General features: G+C 63.1%; 24 protein-coding genes. 14 read left to right on the forward strand and 10 right to left on the reverse strand.

Going from position 1 to position 21,452, the window contains the following annotated elements; all coding sequences use genetic code 11:
• The first annotated feature begins 42 nt into the window (after positions 1–42).
• The 6 genes from hemA (at position 43) to ACLEJW_RS00560 (ending at position 5,390) form a co-directional block, all read left to right on the forward strand.
• Entirely contained in the window at positions 43–1,320 is a 1,278-nt protein-coding gene (gene hemA, locus ACLEJW_RS00535) for a glutamyl-tRNA reductase (RefSeq protein ID WP_440776836.1), read from the forward strand.
• On the forward strand, positions 1,317–2,399 hold the full coding sequence (gene prfA / locus ACLEJW_RS00540; RefSeq protein WP_440776837.1) for a peptide chain release factor 1: 1,083 nt from the start codon (positions 1,317–1,319) through the stop codon (positions 2,397–2,399). The genes hemA and prfA overlap by 4 nt, the downstream gene beginning before the upstream one ends.
• Positions 2,399–3,229, forward strand: coding sequence for a peptide chain release factor N(5)-glutamine methyltransferase (prmC, locus tag ACLEJW_RS00545; RefSeq protein WP_313296412.1), 831 nt, complete (start codon positions 2,399–2,401; stop codon positions 3,227–3,229). Before prfA ends, prmC begins: the two co-directional genes overlap by 1 nt.
• On the forward strand, positions 3,223–3,978 hold the full coding sequence (locus ACLEJW_RS00550; RefSeq protein WP_313646600.1) for a molybdopterin-synthase adenylyltransferase MoeB: 756 nt from the start codon (positions 3,223–3,225) through the stop codon (positions 3,976–3,978). Before prmC ends, ACLEJW_RS00550 begins: the two co-directional genes overlap by 7 nt.
• The gene (gene murI / locus ACLEJW_RS00555) at positions 3,971–4,768 is read left to right on the forward strand and encodes a glutamate racemase (protein WP_440776838.1); all 798 of its coding nucleotides are present in this window, start codon (positions 3,971–3,973) and stop codon (positions 4,766–4,768) included. Before ACLEJW_RS00550 ends, murI begins: the two co-directional genes overlap by 8 nt.
• 103 nt (positions 4,769–4,871) lie before the next feature.
• Complete coding sequence (locus ACLEJW_RS00560; protein ID WP_145191750.1) at positions 4,872–5,390, forward strand: acyloxyacyl hydrolase; 519 nt, start codon at positions 4,872–4,874, stop codon at positions 5,388–5,390.
• Between the two features lie 54 nt (positions 5,391–5,444).
• Here ACLEJW_RS00560 and ACLEJW_RS00565 read toward each other — a convergent pair whose 3' ends face one another.
• The 5 genes from ACLEJW_RS00565 to ACLEJW_RS00585 form a co-directional block, all read right to left on the reverse strand.
• Complete coding sequence (locus ACLEJW_RS00565) at positions 5,445–6,143, reverse strand: SDR family oxidoreductase (RefSeq protein ID WP_440776839.1); 699 nt, start codon at positions 6,141–6,143, stop codon at positions 5,445–5,447.
• 20 nt (positions 6,144–6,163) lie between these two features.
• Positions 6,164–7,585 carry a deoxyribodipyrimidine photo-lyase gene (gene phrB / locus ACLEJW_RS00570; RefSeq protein WP_440776840.1) on the reverse strand — a complete coding sequence of 474 codons (1,422 nt, stop codon included), beginning with the start codon at positions 7,583–7,585 and terminating at the stop codon, positions 6,164–6,166.
• 3 nt (positions 7,586–7,588) lie between these two features.
• Positions 7,589–8,473: a MerR family transcriptional regulator gene (locus ACLEJW_RS00575; protein ID WP_145191758.1), complete on the reverse strand. Its 885-nt coding sequence runs from the start codon at positions 8,471–8,473 to the stop codon at positions 7,589–7,591.
• Positions 8,463–9,431, reverse strand: a complete 969-nt coding sequence (locus ACLEJW_RS00580) for a YbgA family protein (RefSeq protein WP_313458353.1) — start codon at positions 9,429–9,431, stop codon at positions 8,463–8,465. The genes ACLEJW_RS00575 and ACLEJW_RS00580 overlap by 11 nt, the downstream gene beginning before the upstream one ends.
• Positions 9,432–9,538: 107 nt before the next feature.
• Complete coding sequence (locus ACLEJW_RS00585; RefSeq protein ID WP_145191764.1) at positions 9,539–10,525, reverse strand: NAD(P)/FAD-dependent oxidoreductase; 987 nt, start codon at positions 10,523–10,525, stop codon at positions 9,539–9,541.
• Positions 10,526–10,712: 187 nt separating this feature from the next.
• Between ACLEJW_RS00585 and ACLEJW_RS00590 the strand changes: the two genes are divergently transcribed.
• Together ACLEJW_RS00590 and hemH are read left to right on the forward strand one after the other, a co-directional pair.
• Positions 10,713–11,618 (forward strand): TIGR01777 family oxidoreductase, encoded by a 906-nt coding sequence (locus ACLEJW_RS00590; RefSeq protein WP_440776841.1) that lies wholly within the window; start codon positions 10,713–10,715, stop codon positions 11,616–11,618.
• 13 nt (positions 11,619–11,631) lie between these two features.
• Positions 11,632–12,645 (forward strand): ferrochelatase, encoded by a 1,014-nt coding sequence (gene hemH, locus ACLEJW_RS00595; RefSeq protein WP_145191769.1) that lies wholly within the window; start codon positions 11,632–11,634, stop codon positions 12,643–12,645.
• 44 nt (positions 12,646–12,689) lie between these two features.
• On the opposite strand, the gene ACLEJW_RS00600 is transcribed toward hemH, so the two are convergent.
• Both ACLEJW_RS00600 and upp read right to left on the reverse strand, forming a co-directional pair.
• Positions 12,690–13,955 (reverse strand): uracil-xanthine permease family protein, encoded by a 1,266-nt coding sequence (locus tag ACLEJW_RS00600; RefSeq protein ID WP_145191771.1) that lies wholly within the window; start codon positions 13,953–13,955, stop codon positions 12,690–12,692.
• Between the two features lie 2 nt (positions 13,956–13,957).
• Positions 13,958–14,596 (reverse strand): uracil phosphoribosyltransferase, encoded by a 639-nt coding sequence (gene upp / locus ACLEJW_RS00605; protein WP_145191774.1) that lies wholly within the window; start codon positions 14,594–14,596, stop codon positions 13,958–13,960.
• A 159-nt stretch (positions 14,597–14,755) separates the two neighbouring features.
• Between upp and ACLEJW_RS00610 the strand changes: the two genes are divergently transcribed.
• The 4 genes from ACLEJW_RS00610 (at position 14,756) to ACLEJW_RS00625 (ending at position 16,671) form a co-directional block, all read left to right on the forward strand.
• Positions 14,756–15,313 carry a hypoxanthine-guanine phosphoribosyltransferase gene (locus ACLEJW_RS00610; protein ID WP_145191776.1) on the forward strand — a complete coding sequence of 186 codons (558 nt, stop codon included), beginning with the start codon at positions 14,756–14,758 and terminating at the stop codon, positions 15,311–15,313.
• A gap of 2 nt (positions 15,314–15,315) precedes the next feature.
• Complete coding sequence (locus tag ACLEJW_RS00615; RefSeq protein ID WP_145191779.1) at positions 15,316–15,792, forward strand: WbuC family cupin fold metalloprotein; 477 nt, start codon at positions 15,316–15,318, stop codon at positions 15,790–15,792.
• 50 nt (positions 15,793–15,842) lie between these two features.
• Complete coding sequence (locus ACLEJW_RS00620; protein WP_313296453.1) at positions 15,843–16,313, forward strand: hypothetical protein; 471 nt, start codon at positions 15,843–15,845, stop codon at positions 16,311–16,313.
• A gap of 67 nt (positions 16,314–16,380) precedes the next feature.
• Entirely contained in the window at positions 16,381–16,671 is a 291-nt protein-coding gene (locus tag ACLEJW_RS00625) for a PA4642 family protein (RefSeq protein WP_145191785.1), read from the forward strand.
• Between the two features lie 53 nt (positions 16,672–16,724).
• Here the strand turns inward: ACLEJW_RS00625 and mqo are convergent, their stop codons facing one another.
• Entirely contained in the window at positions 16,725–18,230 is a 1,506-nt protein-coding gene (gene mqo / locus ACLEJW_RS00630) for a malate dehydrogenase (quinone) (protein ID WP_145191788.1), read from the reverse strand.
• A 728-nt stretch (positions 18,231–18,958) separates the two neighbouring features.
• On the opposite strand from mqo, the gene ACLEJW_RS00635 reads away from it, so the two are divergent.
• Positions 18,959–19,543 (forward strand): YajG family lipoprotein, encoded by a 585-nt coding sequence (locus ACLEJW_RS00635; protein ID WP_145191791.1) that lies wholly within the window; start codon positions 18,959–18,961, stop codon positions 19,541–19,543.
• A 75-nt stretch (positions 19,544–19,618) separates the two neighbouring features.
• On the opposite strand, the gene ACLEJW_RS00640 is transcribed toward ACLEJW_RS00635, so the two are convergent.
• Positions 19,619–19,825 carry a hypothetical protein gene (locus ACLEJW_RS00640; RefSeq protein ID WP_145191794.1) on the reverse strand — a complete coding sequence of 69 codons (207 nt, stop codon included), beginning with the start codon at positions 19,823–19,825 and terminating at the stop codon, positions 19,619–19,621.
• A gap of 159 nt (positions 19,826–19,984) precedes the next feature.
• On the opposite strand from ACLEJW_RS00640, the gene ACLEJW_RS00645 reads away from it, so the two are divergent.
• Complete coding sequence (locus ACLEJW_RS00645; RefSeq protein WP_145191796.1) at positions 19,985–20,245, forward strand: hypothetical protein; 261 nt, start codon at positions 19,985–19,987, stop codon at positions 20,243–20,245.
• Between the two features lie 33 nt (positions 20,246–20,278).
• Here ACLEJW_RS00645 and ACLEJW_RS00650 read toward each other — a convergent pair whose 3' ends face one another.
• A complete protein-coding gene (locus ACLEJW_RS00650) occupies positions 20,279–21,448 on the reverse strand; it encodes a 1-acyl-sn-glycerol-3-phosphate acyltransferase (protein WP_313296466.1) in 1,170 nt (389 codons plus the stop codon).
• Positions 21,449–21,452 lie beyond the last annotated feature (4 nt).

Here is a 21,452-nt window from a genome sequence, read left to right on the forward strand (position 1 = left end):
AGAGGACAATTATCGGCTTCACGTCACAATCAGCGACCTTGCATGGCCTTTCTTGCACTTGGTATCAACCATAAGACTGCCTCGGTAGACGTACGCGAGCGCGTGGCGTTTACCCCTGAGCAGCTGGTCGACGCCCTGCAGCAGCTCTGCCGACTGACCGCCAGCCGCGAGGCGGCGATCCTTTCGACCTGCAACCGCAGCGAGCTCTATATAGAGCAAGACCAGCTCAGCGCCGACGCCGTGCTGCAATGGCTGGCCGATTACCACCGGCTGAGCCTGGACGAACTGCGCGCCAGCGCCTACGTGCACGAAGAGCAAGAGGCGGTGAAGCACATGATGCGCGTGGCCTCTGGCCTCGATTCGCTGGTGCTGGGCGAGCCGCAGATTCTCGGTCAGATGAAATCAGCCTACGCCGTGGCGCGCGAAGCCGGTACCGTCGGCCCATTGCTCGGCCGGCTGTTCCAGGCGACCTTCAGCGCCGCCAAGCAAGTGCGTACCGATACGGCCATCGGCGAGAACCCGGTTTCCGTGGCCTTCGCGGCGGTCAGCCTGGCCAGGCAGATCTTCAGCGACCTGGGCCGCAGCCAGGCCTTGCTGATCGGCGCCGGCGAAACCATCACCCTGGTCGCCCGTCACCTGCATGAGCAGGGCGTGCGGCGAATCGTCGTGGCCAACCGAACCCTGGAGCGCGCCAGCATCCTGGCCGAGCAGTTCGGTGCCCATGCCGTGCTGCTGGCCGATATTCCCCAGGAATTGGCCAACAGCGACATCGTCATCAGCTCCACCGCCAGCCAGTTGCCCATTCTCGGCAAGGGTGCGGTGGAAAGCGCGCTCAAACAACGCCGGCACAAGCCGATCTTCATGGTCGATATCGCCGTACCGCGCGACATCGAGCCTGAAGTCGGCGAGCTCGATGACGTGTACTTGTACACCGTCGACGACCTGCACGAGGTGGTCGCGGAAAACCTCAAGAGCCGCCAGGGCGCTGCCCAGGCTGCGGAAGAGCTGGTTGCGGTGGGCGCCGACGATTTCATGGTGCGCCTGCGCGAGCTGGCTGCGGTCGATGTGCTGCGCGCCTATCGCCAGCAAAGCGAGCGGTTGCGCGACGAAGAACTGCAAAAGGCCCAACGCCTGCTGGCCAATGGCGGCAACCCCGAAGAGGTGCTGGCGCAACTGGCGCGCGGCCTGACCAACAAACTGCTGCACGCGCCCAGCGTGCAATTGAAAAAGCTCTCGGCCGAGGGCCGCGTCGATGCGCTGGCCATGGCCCAGGAACTCTTTGCCCTCAACGAGGGCTCGACGGACAAAACCCCGCAATGAAAGCGTCGCTGCTCAATAAACTGGATACGCTTCACGACCGCTTCGAGGAACTCACCGCGCTGCTGGGTGATGCCGAAGTCATTTCCGACCAGACCCGTTTTCGCGCCTATTCACGCGAATATGCCGAAGTCGAGCCGGTGATCGGCGCCTACAACGCATGGCGCAAGGTACAGGACGATCTCGAGGGCGCCCAGGCGCTGCTCAAGGACGCCGATCCGGATCTGCGCGAGATGGCCGTCGAGGAAGTGCGCGATGCCAAGGAGCAACTGCAGGTCCTCGAATCGCAGCTGCAACGCATGCTGCTGCCCAAGGACCCTAACGACGGGCGCAACGTGTTCCTTGAAATTCGTGCCGGCACCGGCGGCGACGAGGCTGCGATCTTCTCCGGCGACCTGTTTCGCATGTATTCGCGCTATGCCGAAAAACGCGGCTGGCGCCTGGAGATCCTCTCGGAGAACGAAGGCGAGCACGGCGGCTACAAGGAAATCATCGCCCGCGTCGAGGGCGACAACGTCTACGGCAAGCTGAAGTTCGAGTCCGGCGCGCACCGCGTCCAGCGGGTGCCGGAAACCGAATCCCAGGGTCGCATCCACACCTCCGCCTGCACGGTGGCCGTGCTGCCCGAGCCCGATGAGCAGGCCGCCATCGAGATCAATCCGGCCGACTTGCGGGTCGACACCTACCGCGCCTCGGGGGCGGGGGGGCAGCACGTCAACAAGACCGATTCGGCGATCCGCATCACCCACTTGCCGACCGGCATCGTCGTGGAATGCCAGGAAGAGCGCTCGCAGCACAAGAACCGCGCCCGTGCCATGTCCTGGCTGTCGGCCAAACTCAACGACATGCAGACCAGCGCCGCTCAGAACGCCATTGCCAGCGAACGTAAGTTGCTGGTGGGTTCCGGTGACCGCTCCGAGCGTATCCGTACCTACAATTATCCGCAGGGCCGGGTCACCGATCACCGCATCAACCTGACGCTTTACTCACTCGACGATATCCTGGCTGGCGGCGTGGAGGCGGTGATCGAACCCTTGCTGGCCGAATACCATGCCGACCAATTGGCTGCCCTGGGGGATTGATGACCATCATTGCCAGCCTGCTGCGCAACGCGCAGCTGCCAGATTCACCCTCCGCGCGCCTGGATGCCGAATTGTTGCTAGCCGCCGCCATTGGCAAATCGCGCAGCTACCTGCACACCTGGCCCGAGCGTATTGTCAGCAGCGAACATGCCGAGGCTTTCGCAGGCTATCTGACGCGCCGCCGCGCCGGCGAGCCGGTGGCCTATATCCTGGGTCAGCAAGGGTTCTGGAAGCTCGACCTGGAAGTCGCTGCGCATACCTTGATCCCGCGGCCGGATACCGAGCTGCTGGTGGAAACCGCCCTGCAACTGCAGTCGGCGTCACCGGCCAAGGTCCTTGACCTGGGCACCGGTAGCGGCGCCATCGCCTTGGCCCTGGCCAGCGAACGCCCGGCCTGGCGGGTGACGGCGGTAGACCGCGTCGAGCAGGCTGTTGCCCTGGCCGAGCGCAACCGCCAGCGCCTGGGCCTGGAGAACGTGCAGGTGTTGGTCAGCCACTGGTTCGCCAGCTTGGTCGGGCAGCGCTTCGACGTCATCTTGAGCAACCCGCCGTACATAAGGGCCGAAGACCCCCACTTGACAGAAGGCGATGTGCGCTTCGAGCCAAGCAGCGCACTGGTCGCAGGCGCCGACGGGCTGGACGATTTGCGCGCGATCGTCGAGCAGGCGCCTGCACACTTGCAGCCTGGCGGCTGGCTGCTGCTCGAACACGGTTACGACCAGGCCGAACAGGTGCGGGGGCTGCTTGCGGCGCAAGGCTTCAGCGATGTTGAAAGCCGCATGGACCTGGGCGGTCATCAACGGATTTCCCTGGGGCGTCTGCCATGCTGAGTGATCAGGAACTGTTGCGTTACAGCCGGCAGATCCTGCTGTCGCAGGTCGACATAGACGGCCAGCTGCGACTCAAGCGCAGCAAGGCGTTGATCGTGGGACTGGGCGGCCTCGGCTCACCGGTGGCGCTGTATCTGGCGGCAGCGGGAGTGGGCGAGCTGCACTTGGCCGATTTCGACACGGTGGACCTGACCAACCTGCAGCGCCAGGTGATCCATGACAGCGACAGTGTCGGCTTGAGCAAAGTCGACTCGGCGCTCCAGCGCTTGCAGGCGATCAACCCAGAGGTGGCGCTGGTCGCTCACCGTCAGGCGCTCGATGAAGACAGCCTGAGCGCTGCGGTGAAGGCGGTCGATCTGGTACTCGATTGTTCGGACAACTTCGCGACCCGTGAAGCGGTCAACGCGGCGTGCTTCGCCCACGGCAAGCCGCTGGTCAGCGGCGCCGCGATTCGCCTGGAAGGTCAGCTGTCGGTGTTCGATCCGCGCCGTGATTCCAGCCCTTGCTACCACTGTCTGTACGGCCATGGCAGCGAAGCGGAACTGACCTGCAGCGAAGCGGGCGTGATCGGCCCGCTGGTGGGGCTGGTGGGCAGCCTGCAAGCGTTGGAAGCGTTGAAGCTGCTGGCCGGTTTCGGCGAGCCGCTGGTGGGCCGGCTGCTGTTGATCGATGCCCTCAGCACGCGCCTGCGCGAGTTGCGGGTCAAGCGCGACCCTGCGTGCCCGGTCTGTGCGCAGCGCGATGGCTGAGCGTTCGGCGCCGGTGGGCGTCATGGACTCGGGCGTCGGTGGTTTGTCGGTGCTGGCCGAGATCCAGCGCTTGCTTCCCAACGAATCGCTGCTGTACGTGGCTGACTGCGGTCACGTGCCCTACGGCGAGAAATCGGCGGACTATATCCGCCAGCGCTGCCGCCATATTGCCCGGTTCTTTCGCGCCCAGGGCGCCAAGGCGATGGTACTTGCCTGCAACACCGCCACTGTTGCCGCTGTAGCAGACCTGCGCGCGTTGTACCCCGACTGGCCGCTGGTCGGCATGGAACCTGCGGTCAAGCCGGCCGCTGCGGCCACCCGCTCGGGGGTTGTGGGCGTATTGGCCACCACCGGCACCTTGCAGAGTGCCAAGTTCGCGGCTTTGCTCGACCGTTTCGCCAGCGATGTGCGCGTGGTCACCCAGCCTTGCCCGGGGCTGGTCGAACGCATCGAAAGCGGTGACCTGAGCAGCGAGCCGTTGCGCCAGCTGCTGTGGGGCTACGTCGAGCCACTGCTGGCGGCCGGCTGCGATACCCTGATTTTGGGCTGCACCCATTACCCATTTCTGCGGCCATTGCTGGCGCAGATGGTGCCTGCGGACGTTGCCGTCATCGACACCGGCGCCGCCGTGGCGCGCCAGTTGCAGCGCCTGCTGGGCGCGCATGAGCTGCTGGCGCAGGGGCCGTCCCGTGACACAGCGTTCTGGACCAGCGCCGAGCCAGATGCCCTTATCGCCATCCTGCCCACGCTCTGGCGGCCGTCCTCGAACGTGCAGCTTCTCGACGTGTAAAAAAATCGTGAAATAGCTGAACTATCGTACCAGTTCGGCTTTCTATGCCTGAGCCTGACACAAGGCGACACTTAAAACGGCATTGGAAAGAAGGACACATCTCATGAGAAAACTGCTCGGACTCGCGGCGTTCGCTGCACTCACGCTGGGGCAGGTGGCAGCCGTGCAAGCGGCGGACGCATCGTTTTCGGTGGGGCAGACCGGCGATTCGACAATGGTGTACCGCCTGGGCCTGCAGTCCAACTGGGACGCCAGCTGGTGGCAGACCAGCGTCGGTCGCATAACCGGTTACTGGGATGGTGCCTATACCTATTGGGATGGCGATGACACGGCAAGCAACCACAGCCTGTCGTTCGCACCGGTATTCGTTTATGAGTTCGCAGGCAATACCGTCAAGCCGTACATCGAGGCGGGGATCGGCGTCGCGGCGTTCTCCAGCACCGAACTTGAAAGCAACAAGCTGGGCTCGACCTTCCAGTTCGAAGACCGCATCGGCTTCGGCCTGCGTTTTGCCGGTGGGCATGAGGTCGGTGTACGGGCAATCCACTATTCCAACGCCGGCATCAAGCAACCCAACGATGGCGTCGAAAGCTACAGCCTGCATTACCGCATGGCGCTCTGATCAGCCAAGGCCCGGCCTCTTCGGTTTCGACCTGAAGAGGCTGGGTCTTGCCAGTCAACGCGCCATTGGCCACAGACTGGCGGTGTCCATCGTCTCCAGAATCAACTCCGGTTCGCGCAGGGCAAGGCGCGACAACAACTCGCTCGCTGCGCTTTGCGCGGTCCAGGATTGGGGTACGGCCTTTGCCGTGGTCAGTGGCGCCTTGAGTGACTGCGGCGCCACCACGGTCAGGTCGATGCCGCGTTCCTTGAGCGCCTCGCGCTGCTCCCGCGACCACTGCGGCAGGTTGTTCCAGCCCGCTGCAACGCGCGTCGGCGAATGCAGCTGCAAGGCTGAATAGCGATTGAAGATCATCATGACCTGCGGCATGCGGCCTTTGGCCAGCAGTGGCAGCGCCCCAGCCAGGCAGTGCTCGGCGGCCAGTTGATTATCGGTGACGATGGTTTCGAAGACCGCGTCGTTGGCCACGCCATCGGCTAGATAATCGGTGGTTCCGGCGTTGATGATCAACCCGTCCAGCGCAGGCCAAACATCGCACAGCTGCTGCGCAGCCCTGGCAGCCTGATCCTTCTTGTGCAGATGGCCGTCAAGCAGCAGCAGCTCGCTGCGGTACTGTGCGGCCAATTCATCCAGTTGCGCGCTTGCTCTGCCACTTGCGGCGACCCGGTGCCCTTGTTCGAGCAACCTTTGCACCAAGGCCAGTCCCAATCCGTTGCTGGCCCCTGTAACCCAGAAACTACGCGAATGATTCAAGGTGCTGCCCTCTGCTACCCCTAGCGGCGCGGAAGGTTTTTGAAGGCCTCCAGCGCCCGTTGGCGACTACTACTAAGATCGACGATGGGATTAGGATACTTACCGCTGGCAAAAAGATCCCTAGACTTGAAGGGCTGATGCACAGATTTATCGTCCAAATCCGCCAACTCTGGCAACCAGTGCTTGATGAACACTGCGTCTGGATCGAATCGCTCAGACTGTGAGGTCGGATTGAAAATCCGGAAGTAGGGGACTGAATCGGTTCCGGTTGATGCGCTCCACTGCCAGCCGCCGTTGTTGGCCGCCAGATCACCGTCGATCAAATGCTGCATGAAATGGCGCTCACCCAGGCGCCAGTCGATCAGCAGGTTCTTGCTGAGGAACATGGCGACGATCATGCGCAGACGGTTGTGCATCCACCCGCAGTGCAGCAACTGGCGCATGGCAGCATCGATGATCGGGAAGCCGGTACGGCCCTCTTGCCATGCCTTGAAATCATCCGGCGCGTCGCGCCAGGGCAGTGCTTCGGTGTGGGCGCGGAAAGCACGGTGGCGGGAGACCTGTGGATAACCGGTCAGGATGTGCTTGTAGAACTCGCGCCAGATCAGCTCGCTGATCCAGGTCTGTACCCCACTGTTGCCGCTGTCGAACTCGCCGCGGTTGCTGCTCAGCGCGGCGTGCAGGCAGTGCCGGGGCGAGATCACCCCGGCTGCCAGGTAGGCCGACAGCTGGCTGGTGCCAGGCTTGGCGGGCAGGTCGCGCAGGCGTTCGTAGTCTTCCACGGTTTCATCGAGAAAGCGGCTGAGCCTGGCCTGCGCCTCGCCTTCACCGGCAGGCCACTGGTCGATGAGTACGCGCGCGGGCTTTGCAAAGCCGTCGATATGCTGCGGGATCGGGTCGCTGGCGATGTCGAGTGGCTTTTGCGCCTTGATTCGAGGCGCCAGCGACGGCAGGCTGCGGTGCAGATGCTCAAGACAGACTTTCTTGAACTGACCGAACACCTGAAAGTAGTCACCGCTGCGGGTCAGGATGGTGCCTGGGCGGAACAGCAACTGGTCGAGGTGGCTGAACGCCTGGATCTGTGAGTCTTCCAGCAGCTTGCGCGTGGCGGCATCGCGACGCGCCTCGTGGATGCCGTACTCGTCGTTCCAGTGCACCGCGTCGATGCCGTGACGCCGGCAGACATCGAGCACGGCAGCCGGGGCCTGGTCCCAGGTGTCGATTTTGCGCACCAGCAAAGGAATGTGGAGTTTATCGAGTGCCTTGCGCAGTTCGCGCAGATTGCGCAGCCAGAAATCCACTTTGCACGGCGCATCGTCATGGGCCTGCCACTGGCCGGGGCTGGCCAGCCACAGGGCGACCGTCGGGCCGCGCTCGCAGGCCGCGCTAAGGGCGGTGTTGTCATCGATGCGCAGGTCGCTGCGCAGCCAGATCAATTGCATGGATTACTCTTCGATAGGGCGGCGGTCGGAGTGCTGCAGCGCGCGCAACGCTGCCTGGGGGGTGTCGAACAGACTGACCCCTGGCAGGTCGAGGCCACGCAGTTTTTCCTGGTGCAGCGCGAGGGTCGCGCCGCCCAGCAATTTGGGCCCGGCGATACCGTTCAGGGTGCGCTGCAGCGCCGCGATGTCGATGCGCGGGCCAAGGTGCAGCAGCACTGCCCGCGGTCGCAGGGCGTTGACGGCACGCTGTAGCTGCACGCCGCCCACGGGCTGCTCGAGCACTTCTACCGGGATACCGTTGCTGCTCAGCAGCCAGGTGCATAGCCACAGCCCCGGGTTCATCGGCTGTTCGCTGTCTTCGCACAGCAGCACGGCCGGACCTTGCAGCGACTGATTGTCGTGATAGACCCGCGCCCCCAGCTTGCTGCGCAGCCAGGTGTGGAAAAACACCTGCTCCAGGCGGGCGTTGAAATGGTTGCGCCAACGCACGGCCAGCGCTTCTTGAAGCGGCAGCAGCAACTGCTCGCACAAGGTGACCGCCGGATACAGCGCCATCACTTGGTTCAATTGCTGGTCGAGGGCCTGCTGAGACAGCTCGGCGATGGCGTCGATCAAGCGCTGCTGGCGGACTTGCCAGTCGCCTACAGGCACCTGTTCGGTGGGGAGTTCGAGCAACCCCTTGACCTGGCCAACCGATGCGCCACGCTGCAGCCAGGCCAGGATCGCTTCGACGCGTTCGAGCTGATCTGGCCCATACAGGCGATGGCCTTTGGCCGTGCGCTGCGGCTTCAGCAGGCCGTAGCGCCGCTCCCAGGCCCGCAGGGTCACCGGATTGACCCCGGTGCGCCGCGCCAGCTCGCCTATCGGCAGCAGTGCCTCAGACAGCATTGCGCAGGCCAAGGCTGTCTGGGTGGGGATGCAGATAGGCTTGCTGTTCCAGGTACGGGTCGGGGTGCTTGCGCAGATAGTGCTTGAGCAGGGTCAATGGCACTACCAGCGGCACTTCACCCTGTTGGTACTGACCGATGATGTGCTGCAGTTCGGCTTTGTCCTGCTGGGTCAGCGCGTCCTTGAAGTAGCCGCTCAGGTGCTGCAGCACATTGCAGTGGGTGCCACGGCTGGCGGGACGACGCAGGGCCTGCATCAGTTGGCTGAAATAGGCTTGACCGAGCACCTGCGGGTCGTCCTCGCGACGCATGGTGCCGAGCAGCCGGCCGAGTTCGCGATAGGCCTTGGGGTTGTTGGCCATCAACAGGTACTTGTAGCGGGAGTGAAATTGCACCAGGGCGCCACGGCTCAAGCCTTGCGCGCGCAGGTGCTGCCAGTCGGCGTAGGCGTAGACGCGACTGATGAAATTCTCGCGCAGCACCGGGTCGTGCAGGCGACCTTCTTCTTCTACCGGGAGGTCCGGGCGGCGGGCGCAGAACGCTGCGGCGTAGGCCCCCGTGCCGCCCTTGGGCGCTGGGTAGCCGTTGGCCTGGTAGACCTTGACCCGCTCCAGGCCGCACGATGGGGACTTCTGCATGAAGATGTAGCCGCAGATGTCCGTCAACTCGCCGGCCATCTGCTCGCCGTAACGGCGCAGCGGGGCGGTGAAATCTTCGTCGGGGTTGCGCGTGCCGACCACCGAGGGGTTATCAGGGTCACCGATCAGCCTGATTGGATCGCGCGGCACGCTCAAGCCGATCGCCACCTCAGGGCAGACGGTCTGCCACTCGAAGTGCGCCTCCAATTGTTCCCGGCACAGGTCGGAATTCTTGTGCCCGCCGTTATAGCGCACGTTGTGGCCGGTAAGGCAGGCGCTGATGGCGATACGGGGCTTATGCGGCAGAGTGGGTTCGTGCATGGCTGACTCCGAAAACTTGTACATTTGAGCAGTCGTGTACAACAAGGTTCCAGCCCCTGCAGGAACTTCTGCCGTCATTGAGACGATGACCCACGATCAACTACGCGTCATTCCAAGTGTTCGAGCAACCGCCGCGCTGCTTCCTGGCCGCTGAGCCACGCACCTTCGACGCGGCCAGAGAGGCACCAATCGCCACAGGCGTACAGGCCTTGATCGGCATCGGCCAGGGCGCCCCATTCATGCGTGCCGGCAGGCCGTGCATAAAGCCAGCGGTGCGCCAGGGCGAAGCTTGGCGCCGGCACGACGCAGCCGACCAGCTCGGCGAATTCGCCGCGCAGGTGCTCGATCACCGCTTCCTTGGCCAGGTCGATGTGCTGTTTGCTCCAGTCCGAGGTGGCGTGCAGCACCCAGGTGTCGAGCAGCGCTTCACGACCAGGCTTGCTGCGGTTGCGGGCGAGCCAGTCGAGCGCGCTGTTCTGCACGAAACAGCCTTGCATCGGGGTCGCCAGGGGCGCTTCAAAGCCCAAGGCGACAGCCCAGGTCGGCTCCATCTGCACGCCCGCGACGACCGCCGCCAGCTTGGGTGTGGCCGCCAGCAACGGTGTGGCTTGCGGAGCCGGCACAGCGATGACTACGCGGCTGAATGGGCCGTGGCTGCAGCCTTCGGTGTCCTGCAGGTGCCAGTAATCTTTGCCGCGAAACACTTCGGCAATACGGCAGCCGAAATTCACCGGCACGTCGTGCAGCAGCCCGCGGGTGATGGCGCTCATGCGCGGCACGCCGACCCAGCGGGTCTGCTCATCGGGGGAGGGGGTCAGTTCACCGTCGCGGTAGTTGTACAGCTGCGGCTTCCACTGTTCAGCCCAGCCGGCGCTGACCCATTGCTGGACTTGCTCGACAAAGCGGCGGTCGCGCGCGGTGAAGTATTGCGCGCCGAGGTCGAGCGCGCCGGCCTCGCTGCGTTTGCTGGCCATGCGCCCGCCACTGCCGTGGCCTTTGTCGAAAAGATGCACGGTTTGCCCGGCCTTGCGCAGCGCCTGGGCGGCGGAAAGGCCGGCGATACCGGCACCGATGATGGCAATAGGTACTGTCATGATGGCCTCTTCGAACCTTGCTGTAGGCAGACTACGCTGTCGAGCAAACCTGTACAATGCACAAAATTTGTATAAGGTTATACCGCATCATTGGCCTGATGGCCTATGTTTATCCGAGAGCGATTGGTCTGGAAAAGTGCCTTGATCTTAAAAATAGACCATGGCCGCAGCCTGCGAGGACACAGCCATGCATATCTTGCTGACAGGCGGTACCGGCTTGATCGGCCAGCACCTTTGCCGATACTGGCTCGCCAAGGGCCATCGGCTCACGGTATGGAGCCGGCGCCCTGAGCAGGTCCCCCGGCTGTGTGGCAGCACGGTAAGGGGGATCGCTCAGCTTCACGAGCTGGACGCCGACGACCCTCTCGATGCGGTGGTCAACCTGGCCGGTGCACCGATCGCCGATCGGCCGTGGACGGCGTCACGGCGCAGCCTGCTATGGGCCAGTCGCATCAGCTTGACCGAACAGTTACTGGCGTGGCTTGGCAGCCGTGAGCAACGCCCCGAGGTGCTGATCTCGGGATCAGCCGTAGGCTGGTACGGCGATGGCGGTGAGCGCGAGCTGACCGAAGCCTCGCCACCCGTGCGTGAAGACTTCGCCAGCCGGCTGTGCATCGCCTGGGAAGAAACCGCGCACCGTGCGCAGCACCTGAGCATCCGCGTGGTGCTGGTGCGCACCGGGCTGGTCCTGGCCAGCGATGGTGGCTTTCTGTCGCGCCTGCGCCTGCCTTTCAAGCTGGGGCTGGGCGGGCCGCTGGGGCACGGTCGGCAATGGATGCCATGGATCCATGTCGATGATCATATCGCCCTGATTGATTTTCTCATGCAGCACAAGGCCGCCAGCGGTCCCTATAATGCCTGCGCACCAGAGCCTGTGCGCAACCGCGAGTTTGCCAAGCAGCTCGGGCGGGCGTTGCATCGCCCTGCGGTGCTTGCGGTGCCTGGCTTGCTGCTCAAGGCTGGCCTGGGTGAGCTGTCGACGTTGCTGCTCGGCGGCCAGCGGGCGCTGCCGCAACGCGCGCTGGAAGCAGGCTTCACCTTCCGCTTCACCGACTTACCCTCGGCCCTGGGCGATCTGGCCACGGGTCTTTGAAATAGGATGCTGCATGACTGATCACGCTCTATTGCTGGTCAACCTGGGTTCCCCGGCTTCCACCTCGGTGACCGATGTGCGCCGCTACCTGAACCAGTTTCTCATGGACCCGTACGTGGTCGACTTGCCTTGGCCGCTGCGCCGTCTTCTGGTGTCGTTGATCTTGATCAAACGGCCGGAGCAGTCGGCCCATGCCTATGCCTCGATCTGGTGGGACGAAGGCTCGCCCCTGGTGGTGCTGACCCGGCGCCTGCAGGCGGCAATGGTCGAGCACTGGCCCCATGGGCCGGTGGAAATCGCCATGCGCTATGGCCAGCCGGCGCTACCCGATGTACTTGCGCGCCTGGCCGCGCAAGGCGTGCGCAAGGTGACCTTGGCGCCGCTGTATCCGCAGTTCGCCGACAGCACCGTGACGACTGTGGTCGAGCAGGCCAGGCAAACCATCGCCGAGCAGCAGTTGCCGTTGCAGATGCGCGTATTGCAGCCGTTCTACGACCAGCCAGACTATATCGACGCACTGGTCGCCAGCGCCCGTCCATACCTGGAGCAGGCGTACGACCACCTGCTGTTGAGCTTTCACGGCTTGCCAGAGCGGCATCTGAAAAAACTCTACCGGCCCGCTGCGCACGATCTGCGCGCCGCCGATTGTTGCAAGGACGCCAGTGCCGAGGTGCGCGCGGTGTGTTATCGCGGCCAGTGCCAATCGACCGCCAAGGCGTTCGCGGCGAAGCTGGGTATACCAGACGGTAAATGGTCGGTGTCGTTCCAGTCACGCCTGGGGCGTGACAAGTGGATCGAGCCCTACACCGAAACGCGCCTGGACGAGTTGGCCAAGTCGGGGGTCAAGAAGCTGCTGGTGATGTGCCCGGCCTTCGTCGCCGACTGCATCGAAACCCTCGAGGAGATCGGCATGCGCGGCAGTGAGCAGTTCGTCGAGGCTGGTGGTCAGGAGCTGGTCCTGGTGCCGTGCCTGAATGATCACCCGCACTGGGTGAAGGTGTTGGCGGGAATGTGCGAGAAGGCGTGAAGCGAAGGGGCCGCCAGGCGGCCCCATCGTGGTAACCGAGCGTGTTACGCGTCCGGACGCTTGTGCTTCCAGCCATCGTTGCCGGGCAGGATCAGGTTCAGGGCGATCGCCACCACTGCGCACAGGGCAATGCCTTTGAGGCCCCAGTCATCCGGACCGTCGCCGCTGCCGACCAGCACGCCACCGATGCCGAACACCAGGGTCACCGAGACGATCACCAGGTTGCGCGCTTCGGCCAAATCGATCTTGTGGCGGATCATGGTATTCATGCCCACCGCTGCGATCGAACCGAACAGCAGGCACAGGATGCCGCCCATCACCGGCACTGGAATGCTCTGCAACAGGGCGCCGAACTTGCCGATGAAGGCCAGGGTGATGGCGAACACCGCCGCCCAGGTCATGATCTTCGGGTTGTAGTTCTTGGTCAGCATCACCGCGCCGGTAACTTCGGCATAGGTGGTATTGGGCGGGCCACCGAACAAGCCTGCGGCGGTGGTGGCCAGGCCGTCACCCAGCAGGGTGCGATGCAGCCCCGGTTTTTTCAGGTAATCGCGGCCCGTCACGCTGCCCACGGCGATCACCCCGCCGATGTGTTCGATCGCCGGCGCCAGGGCGACCGGGACGATGAACAGGATGGCCTGCCAGTTGAACGCCGGTGCCGTGAAGTTGGGAATCTCAAGCCACGGCGCCGCAGCGATCTTGGCCGTGTCGACCACGCCAAAGACGAAGGCCAGAGCAAAGCCCACCAGCACGCCGGCGATGATCGGCACCAGACGGAAGATGCCTTTGCCGAACACGGCGACGATCAGGGTCGTCAGCAGCGCCGGCATGGAAATCAGCATGGCGGTCTTGTACGGCATCAGCGCAGTGCCGTCACCGGCCTTGCCCATCGCCATGTTGGCGGCGATCGGGGCCATGGCCAGGCCGATGGAGATGATCACCGGGCCAATCACCACGGGCGGCAGCATGCGGTCGATGAAACCGGTGCCCTTGATCTTCACCATCAGGCCCATGAAGGTGTACACGAAGCCTGCGGCCATCACCCCGCCCATGGTCTCGGCCAGGCCGAACTGACCTTTGGCGAGGATGATCGGAGTGATGAAGGCGAAGCTCGAGGCCAGGAACACCGGAACCTGGCGGCCGGTGACCAACTGGAACAGCAGGGTGCCGATGCCGGCGGTGAACAGCGCGACGTTGGGGTCGAGGCCGGTGATCAGGGGCATCAGCACCAGCGCGCCGAATGCCACGAAGAGCATCTGCGCGCCTGAGACGACCTGGCGCCAGAGCGGGTCGTTGAAGCCGTCCTGCATGGTCAGGCGTCCTTCTGCTTGGTGCCGAAGATCTTGTCACCGGCATCGCCCAGGCCTGGGACGATATAACCATGCTCGTTCAGCTGCTGGTCGATCGAGGCGGTGTAGATCTGCACGTCAGGGTGGGCTTTTTCCACCACTTCGATGCCTTCTGGGGCAGCGACCAGGACCATGGCGCGAATCTCTTTGCACCCGGCTTTCTTCAGCAAGTCGATGGTGGCGACCATCGAACCACCGGTGGCCAGCATCGGGTCGATGATCAGGGCCAGGCGCTGGTTGATGTCGGGGGCGAGCTTTTCCAGGTAGGTGTGCGCCTCGAAGGTCTGCTCGTTGCGGGCAACGCCGACGGCACTGACCTTGGCACCCGGGATCAGGCTGAGCACGCCATCGAGCATGCCGATACCGGCACGCAGAATCGGCACGACGGTGATCTTCTTGCCGGCGATCTTTTCAACTTGCACCTTGCCACACCAGCCGTCGATCTCGTAGGTTTCCAGCGGCAGGTCTTGGGTGGCTTCGTAGGTCAGCAGTGCACCGACTTCCTGGGCGAGTTCGCGAAAATTCTTGGTGCTGATGTCGGCACGGCGCATCAGGCCGAGCTTGTGGCGGATCAGCGGATGGCGGATCTCACGAGTTGGCATAGGGGGCTCCGAAAGGCGGGCAAAAAAACCGCGCTAGATTAATCTATTCAGCCTTTGCTGTCGTGTAGTCCTTTTGCACGTTAGTCCATAAATGCTTGATCTGTGACGAGCGGATGCGTACCTTTGCCCGCTTTTCCAAAATGCCCCCTGGAGAGCGCCATGTCCGCTGATCTCGAGCACATCCGTCAAGTCATGCGCGAGGCAGACTGCCTGTACACCGAAGCCGAAGTCGAAGCGGCGATCGCCTCGGTCGGCGAACACATCAGCAAAGACCTGGCCGATCTCAACCCCGTGGTGTTCTGCGTCATGAACGGCGGGCTGATCTTCGCGGGCAAGTTGCTGACCCACCTGCAATTCCCGCTGGAGGTTTCGTACATCCACGCCACGCGCTACCGCAACCAGACCAGTGGCGGCGAGTTGTTCTGGAAGGCCAAGCCGGAGGTATCGTTCATCGATCGCGACGTGCTGATCGTCGACGACATCCTCGACGAGGGCCACACCCTCAGCGCCATCATCGAGTTCTGCAAACATGCTGGCGCGCGCGCCGTGCACACTGCGGTGCTGATCGACAAGGACCACGACCGCAAAGCCAGCCCGGGCCTCAAGGCCAGCTACGCCGGGCTGCCCTGCATCGATCGCTATATCTTCGGCTATGGTATGGACTATAAAGGCTACTGGCGTAACGCCAACGGTATCTTCGCTGTCAAAGGACTGTAATCATGTCGCAGCCTGCTTTCATCGACCAAACGTTGTTCGCGGGGCTGGCGCGTAAAGCCGCGGACGCCCCGCGTGGGCGCCACCATCACAATTTTCACCAGATGGAAGACCCCTGCCACCGCCTGGCGGTCGGCTTGCAACCCGGCACCTACATCGCGCCGCACCGGCACCTGAGCGAAGACAAGGCCGAGACCTTGCTGGCGCTCAAAGGGCGTCTGGGCTTGTTGCTGTTCGACGAACAGGGTGCGGTGACCGACACGCGCGTTCTCGAGGCAGGCGGCGATTGCCTGGGGGTCGATCTGACGCCTGGGATCTTTCACAGCCTGGTGGTGCTGGAGGCCGATACCATCCTCTTCGAGTGCAAGGCTGGCCCCTACCGTGCCTTGGCCGAGGGCGAGCATGCGCCGTGGGCGCCGCGCGAAGGCGAGGCCGGTGTTGCCGACTACCAGGCGTGGATGGCCCAGCACTTCGAGCGATAAGCACCCTGCACCAGCATGCTAGAGTGCGCCTTCATGCCAAGGAGCCTCACATGCGTGCGATTCTTCCCCTGCTGCTGGCGGTGAGCCTGCCTCTCGCCGCAGCGCCGCTGCACAGCCAGTTCCTCCCGCCCGATGACCAGTCCCTGCGCCAGGAAGCGCCGACCGGCCAGCAATTGCTGCAAGTCACCGACTACGCCGTGGTGGTGGGCGCACAGCGTCCGTCCGACCAGCAGCCCATTCCGATCACTGCCTCGCTGCAGTTGCGTCTGAAGGGTAAACCGCTGAGCAAGGGTGCCACCATCAGCCAGGTGCTGCTGACCTTCGACGGTGAAGCGGGTAAAAGCCTGAAAAAGCCGGTCTACGATGACAAGACGCGCACCCTGAGCCTCAACTACCCGGCCAGCGATTACCGTGTGATCATGGATTTGCTGCGCAACGAGACGCTCTACGTGCAGTTTCTGACCTACGCCAATGGCCACATCTGGGCCGACTTGCACACGGGTACCGTACGTTCGCGTTGAGGCGCGCCGCCTGTGGGGGGTAAACTGCCGGCCTTCGAAATTCCATGATGGTCAGTTGGAGCCGGCAATGCGCAAAGACAAGAAGCAGGTGATTGGTGACGAAATCAGCGACGACTACGTGAAGTCGTTCCTTCAGTTCGAGCCTGCCGATGGGCTGACTTCACCTTCGCACCACAAGCTGATCAAGGCTTACCGCGGCCTGCGTGTGGACGACTTCGAGCGTTTCGTTGGCTTCTTCGTTGAAGCCGGCCTGGATCTGGACGGCAAGGACGAGCATGGCCAGAGCTTCGCGCAAGTGATCGCCGATCAGCGCAATGCCCCTGAGTACCTCGAGATCATCGCCAAGGCGCGTGGCTGATAAACAGCCAGGTAAAAAAAACGCCCCGAGAGGCGTTTTTTTTTGCCGGTCGGTCAGGCGTAGTGCTTGGCCGGGCTGTCTTCGACCAGCTCCAGCGCCGCATCGTTTTCGGCGCTGATCTTGCGGTACAGCGCAGCGTCGGTCGCCAGGACCTTCTCGCGGGCCGGGAAGATCTCGTTGAGCTTGGCTGCCCAGGCGCCTTTGGCCTGCTCGGGGAAGCAGCGCTCGATCAGCTCGAGCATGATCGACACGGTTACCGAAGCCCCAGGCGAGGCGCCCAGCAGGGCGGCCAGGCTGCCATCCTGGGCCGAGACCAGCTCGGTGCCGAACTGCAGGATGCCGCCTTTCTTCGGGTCCTTCTTGATGATCTGCACGCGTTGACCGGCCACTTCCAGGCGCCAGTCTTCGGCCTTGGCCTGCGGGTAGAAGCGGCGCAGCGATTCAAGGCGCTGTTCCATCGACTGCATCACTTCGCTGACCAGGTACTTGGTCAGGTCCATGTTGTCGCGGGCGACCGCGAGCATGGGGCCAAGGTTGCCCAAGCGCACTGACAGCGGCAGATCCAGCAGCGAGCCGTGCTTGAGGAACTTGGTGGTGAAACCTGCATAAGGGCCGAACAGCAACGACGTCTTGCCGTCCACCACGCGGGTATCGAGGTGCGGTACCGACATCGGTGGTGCACCGACCGCCGCCTGGCTATACACCTTGGCCTGGTGCTGCTTGACGATTTCCGGGTTGTCGCAGCGCAGCCACTGGCCACTGACCGGGAAGCCGCCAAAGCCTTTGCTTTCCGGAATACCGGACATCTGCAAGAGCGGCAACGCCGCGCCGCCTGCACCGAGGAAGACGAAGCGGGCATCGACTTCACGGGTGCTGCCGCTGTTGACGTCCTTGATGCTAACAGCCCAACCGCTGCCTTTGCGGCTGAGGCCGACGACTTTCTTGCTGTACTTGACCTGAGCGTCGGGGCGATCGCCGAGAAGCTTGAGCAGTTTCAGGGTCAGTGCGCCGAAGTTGACGTCGGTGCCCTTGGCGACGCGTGTTGCGGCGATGTGCTGGTCGGCCGGGCGGCCTGGCATCATCAGCGGCATCCACTGGTTCATCACCGCTTTATCTTCGGTGTACTCCATCTCGGCAAAGGCATGGTGCTGCTTGAGCAGCTCGAAACGCTTCTTGAGGAAGGCGATGCCTTTGTCCCCTTCGACGTAGCTCAGGTGCGGGACGGGGTTGATGAACGCACGCGCCGAGCCGAAGTTGCCTTGCTTGCTCAGGTAGGCCCAGAACTGGCGCGAGACCTCGAACTGGGTATTGATGTGCACGGCCTTCTTGATGTCGATGCTGCCATCGGCGGCCTGCGGGGTGTAGTTGAGCTCGCACAGACCGGCGTGACCGGTGCCTGCGTTGTTCCAGGGGTTGGAGCTTTCCGCGGCCCCCGAGTCCATCGCTTCGACGACCTCGAGCTTCAGGGTCGGATCCAGCTCCTTGAGCAGTACGGCCAGGGTGGCACTCATGATGCCCGCGCCTACCAGTACCACATCAACCGATTCGTTCTGCGCCATTTAACGCGTCTCCACAATCTACAGCTACCTAATTGACAGCACGGGACCGCTGGGGTTGCCAGGGTCGCCATGTCCGACTCTTCGCAGTTCTTGCCACTCGCGCGGACACCGCCAACCAGTCTTCGGGTTGCACTATTGAACCCCGAATGCCATGGGTGCGGCAATTCGACTTATGGTCAAGGTGTCGTGCGTGGGTTATGGAACGGCCTCAGGCGCTCATCCAGGATGAACGCTGATGCCGCCTGTTCAGGGCTGTTCGGGACACATCTGAAGCTTTTGCACATGCCAGACTGTTCATTTGCTCGCCACACTCTTGTGAAGTATTGAATACCGTTTTTTCACGCTCTTTTGGAGTCGTGAACCTCAAAAGGGGACTGCGCGTTGGCAACCCGCAGGTTCCTGCAATGCGAAGAGCCGAAACAGCAGGCGCGACAGCCGATGCAAGACCTCAGTGGAAGGCTCTCTGTGGGCGAAGCGGGTAGTGGTGCCGGGGTCAATCGGCAAATGCGGGGCCCGATCAGGAGACGTCCTTATAATCGGGGGGAGATTATAACGATGTCGCGCGCAGAAAGGTATGCAAGCGCACAAGCGGCCTGTGGAAAGCTGCAAGCGGCAAGCGCCAAGTAAAAGCGGATCGTGATCCGTTCGCGATCTGCTTGCAGCTTGCCGCTTGTGGCTTGCCGCTAGGTATACTGTGCGCCTTCGTCGCATTTTCTGGAGAAACGCGCATGTTGCAACGTCTGTTGTTCGGTTTGATTGCCGTGGCCAGCCTCAGCCTGGTCGGTTGTGCCCACAGCCCGCAACAACTCAGCCCGCAACCCACCCTCAAGGCCCAGCTCAATCCGGTCGGCCGTGGTCAGCCGGTGGTGGTCAAGGTGGTCGATGGGCGTCCTTCGCAATCGTTGGGCACCCGCGGTGGCATGTACCCTGAGACCAGCACCATCAGCGTCAGCGGCAATGACGTGGTGCCCAAGCTGCAAGCCCAGGCCGAAGCCGCGGTGCGCCTGCTCGGCTTTACCCCAACGGCCAACGCCTACAATGCGCCCCAGTTGACCGTGACCCTGGCCGAGCTCAAGTACCAGTCGCCCAAGGACAAGATGTACGTCACTGAAGCCACCATTGGTGCCACGTTCCGTGCCGACGTGTCCAACGCCAACCGCCGCTACAGTGGCCGTTATGGTGCGTCGCTGGACCAGCGCTTCGGCATGGCACCCAACCAGGACACCAACACCCAGTTGGTAGGCGATGTGCTCAGCGATGCGCTGACCCGGCTGTTCAAGGACCCGACCATCGGCCAGGTGCTTGGCGAGTAATCCCTGGGCGATCAGCGAAAAGCCCGCCACCTGGGTTCAGGCAGCGGGCTTTTTTGTGGCTGCGCGCGGGTGGGTTCACGCCGCTTCGATGTTGAAGTTCAACAGACTGACGCCCGTATCGGTATCGACCTCGGGCAGGTCAGCGTGCGAATGCCCGCCCAATGCGCAGTACACCAGCCATTGGCGGTCCTGAACGTTGATGGCGAAGCCATCGATCAGCGCCTGTTGTTCATCGCTTTGCGCCACCAGATAAAGGCGGTCCTGGTTTTCGGCATGCAGCATGCACCGGCTCCATTGATTCAAAGGGCGTCAGGATGGTCTGTTCTGATGACGAGCATGTGACAGATGAAATTAACCGACTGTTGGTCGCCGAGGCCCGGCGCGTCGCCGTGGCTGCGCTAGAATGCCGGGTTTTGCCGTCGCTATCACCGAGGTTAGGTCATGTCCGTGCAACTGCTCTGGGGCTTTCTGGTCGCTCATCCGATCAAGCTGATCAACCTGCTGGCGCTGTTGCTGACCTGTCCAGGTGGGTTGCTGCTGCACAATGCGCGGCGGCGCGAGGCGCTCGCCCGCCAGCGATTGGCGATGCAGGAAGGCCCGCTGCAAGGCGTTGATCGGCGGGTGCCGCGTTACTACTACAGCCTCGGCTTCGCCTGCCTGGCCATGGCCTTGCTGCTGTCGTGGCTGAGCACGTGGCCCTGAGTACCGGCGGGGCTGCAGGCAGCCCCGGGCCGGTCAAGCGACGGGCGCCTGTTGCTTGACCTGATACTGATTACGCACCGGCGTCGCGTACTGCAACACCAGGTAGGGCCGCTGCTCCTCGGGGCAGGCATCCAGACGGCGCTGCCACTCTTGCCTGGCCTTGGCCAGTTCATCGGCGGGGAACAGTTTTTCCGCGCTCGGCACCTGTAGCGTGTCGTCCTGGTCGCTCCACATCGCATAGGCCAGGTAGTGCACCGGGAACAGGCGATAGCCGCCGAGAATCTGCCGGTCGGTTTCCTGGGCCAGTTGCTTGGTGTCTTCGTAGTACTCGGTCACCGGCGGCGCGAAATGGATGTGCACGCGTCCTTTGTAACCGGTAATGCCCTTGGCAATGCTGTGGTCGTCCTCGCCGGGCGCTTTCTTGTAAGTGCCGGTGGTGGCGCGGATGTACAGCTCGCGCGCCTTGGCCTGATCGCACGGGTCGTATTCGTAGCTGATCGACACCGGAATCAGATTCAGGCTCTGGATCACGGCGCCGAACGGCTCGTCCTTGCGGCACATGTGGAACATCTTGAGGATCGCCGAATCGGTGCGATCATCGCCATCCTTGGCCCGGCCTTCGGCCTGGGCAATCCAGATCGAGGCGCCGTCGTTGCGGATCGAGTGGTTGATGTAGGCCGACAGCAGCTGGTAGGCGGCGAGTTTCTCGCGCCGGCCGCTGATCGAGCGGTGCACGATGAAGCTCTTGTTCAGGCGCATCATGTCGCTGACGAATGGCTTTTGCAGCAGATTGTCGCCAATGGCGATGCGCGGCGTCGGCAGGCCCGCGTGGTAGACCGCATAGTTGACGAACGCCGGATCCATGACGATGTCACGGTGGTTGGCCAGGAACAGGTAGGCGGTGCCTGACTTGAGCTGTTCGACCCCGGAATAGGTCACACCATCAGTGGCGCGCTCGATGGTCTGGTCGACGTAGTACTCGACCTTGTCCTGCAGGGTGGATACGCAGGTAACGCCGGCAAACTCCTTGCGCAGGCGGCGGGCGATCAGCGGCTTGAGCAGCCAGCCGAAAGCGCCGGCTGCACGAGGGAAGCGGAAGTGGGTGAGGATATCGAGAAATGCCGGGTCGCTGAACAGCCGTTCCAGAACGGCAGGGACCTCAGCGTCGTCGTAGGGTCGGATGGCATCGAATTCGCCCATCATGCTC

This window comes from Pseudomonas sp. SMSB3 (assembly GCF_052041965.1).
In the GTDB taxonomy this organism is placed as follows: Bacteria; Pseudomonadota; Gammaproteobacteria; order Pseudomonadales; family Pseudomonadaceae; genus Aquipseudomonas.

Bases quoted from the DNA above. Each gene is read 5' to 3' on its own strand.
- hemA (WP_440776836.1), top strand. From the start codon at position 43: ATGGCCTTTCTTGCACTTGGTATCAACCATAAGACTGCCTCGGTAGAC.
- prfA (WP_440776837.1), top strand. From the start codon at position 1,317: ATGAAAGCGTCGCTGCTCAATAAACTGGATACGCTTCACGACCGCTTC.
- prmC (WP_313296412.1), top strand. From the start codon at position 2,399: ATGACCATCATTGCCAGCCTGCTGCGCAACGCGCAGCTGCCAGATTCA.
- ACLEJW_RS00550 (WP_313646600.1), top strand. From the start codon at position 3,223: ATGCTGAGTGATCAGGAACTGTTGCGTTACAGCCGGCAGATCCTGCTG.
- murI (WP_440776838.1), top strand. From the start codon at position 3,971: ATGGCTGAGCGTTCGGCGCCGGTGGGCGTCATGGACTCGGGCGTCGGT.
- ACLEJW_RS00560 (WP_145191750.1), top strand. From the start codon at position 4,872: ATGAGAAAACTGCTCGGACTCGCGGCGTTCGCTGCACTCACGCTGGGG.
- phrB (WP_440776840.1), bottom strand. From the start codon at position 7,585: ATGCAATTGATCTGGCTGCGCAGCGACCTGCGCATCGATGACAACACC.
- ACLEJW_RS00575 (WP_145191758.1), bottom strand. From the start codon at position 8,473: ATGCTGTCTGAGGCACTGCTGCCGATAGGCGAGCTGGCGCGGCGCACC.
- ACLEJW_RS00580 (WP_313458353.1), bottom strand. From the start codon at position 9,431: ATGCACGAACCCACTCTGCCGCATAAGCCCCGTATCGCCATCAGCGCC.
- ACLEJW_RS00585 (WP_145191764.1), bottom strand. From the start codon at position 10,525: ATGACAGTACCTATTGCCATCATCGGTGCCGGTATCGCCGGCCTTTCC.
- ACLEJW_RS00590 (WP_440776841.1), top strand. From the start codon at position 10,713: ATGCATATCTTGCTGACAGGCGGTACCGGCTTGATCGGCCAGCACCTT.
- hemH (WP_145191769.1), top strand. From the start codon at position 11,632: ATGACTGATCACGCTCTATTGCTGGTCAACCTGGGTTCCCCGGCTTCC.
- ACLEJW_RS00600 (WP_145191771.1), bottom strand. From the start codon at position 13,955: ATGCAGGACGGCTTCAACGACCCGCTCTGGCGCCAGGTCGTCTCAGGC.
- upp (WP_145191774.1), bottom strand. From the start codon at position 14,596: ATGCCAACTCGTGAGATCCGCCATCCGCTGATCCGCCACAAGCTCGGC.
- ACLEJW_RS00610 (WP_145191776.1), top strand. From the start codon at position 14,756: ATGTCCGCTGATCTCGAGCACATCCGTCAAGTCATGCGCGAGGCAGAC.
- ACLEJW_RS00615 (WP_145191779.1), top strand. From the start codon at position 15,316: ATGTCGCAGCCTGCTTTCATCGACCAAACGTTGTTCGCGGGGCTGGCG.
- ACLEJW_RS00620 (WP_313296453.1), top strand. From the start codon at position 15,843: ATGCGTGCGATTCTTCCCCTGCTGCTGGCGGTGAGCCTGCCTCTCGCC.
- ACLEJW_RS00625 (WP_145191785.1), top strand. From the start codon at position 16,381: ATGCGCAAAGACAAGAAGCAGGTGATTGGTGACGAAATCAGCGACGAC.
- mqo (WP_145191788.1), bottom strand. From the start codon at position 18,230: ATGGCGCAGAACGAATCGGTTGATGTGGTACTGGTAGGCGCGGGCATC.
- ACLEJW_RS00635 (WP_145191791.1), top strand. From the start codon at position 18,959: ATGTTGCAACGTCTGTTGTTCGGTTTGATTGCCGTGGCCAGCCTCAGC.
- ACLEJW_RS00640 (WP_145191794.1), bottom strand. From the start codon at position 19,825: ATGCTGCATGCCGAAAACCAGGACCGCCTTTATCTGGTGGCGCAAAGC.
- ACLEJW_RS00645 (WP_145191796.1), top strand. From the start codon at position 19,985: ATGTCCGTGCAACTGCTCTGGGGCTTTCTGGTCGCTCATCCGATCAAG.
- ACLEJW_RS00650 (WP_313296466.1), bottom strand. From the start codon at position 21,448: ATGATGGGCGAATTCGATGCCATCCGACCCTACGACGACGCTGAGGTC.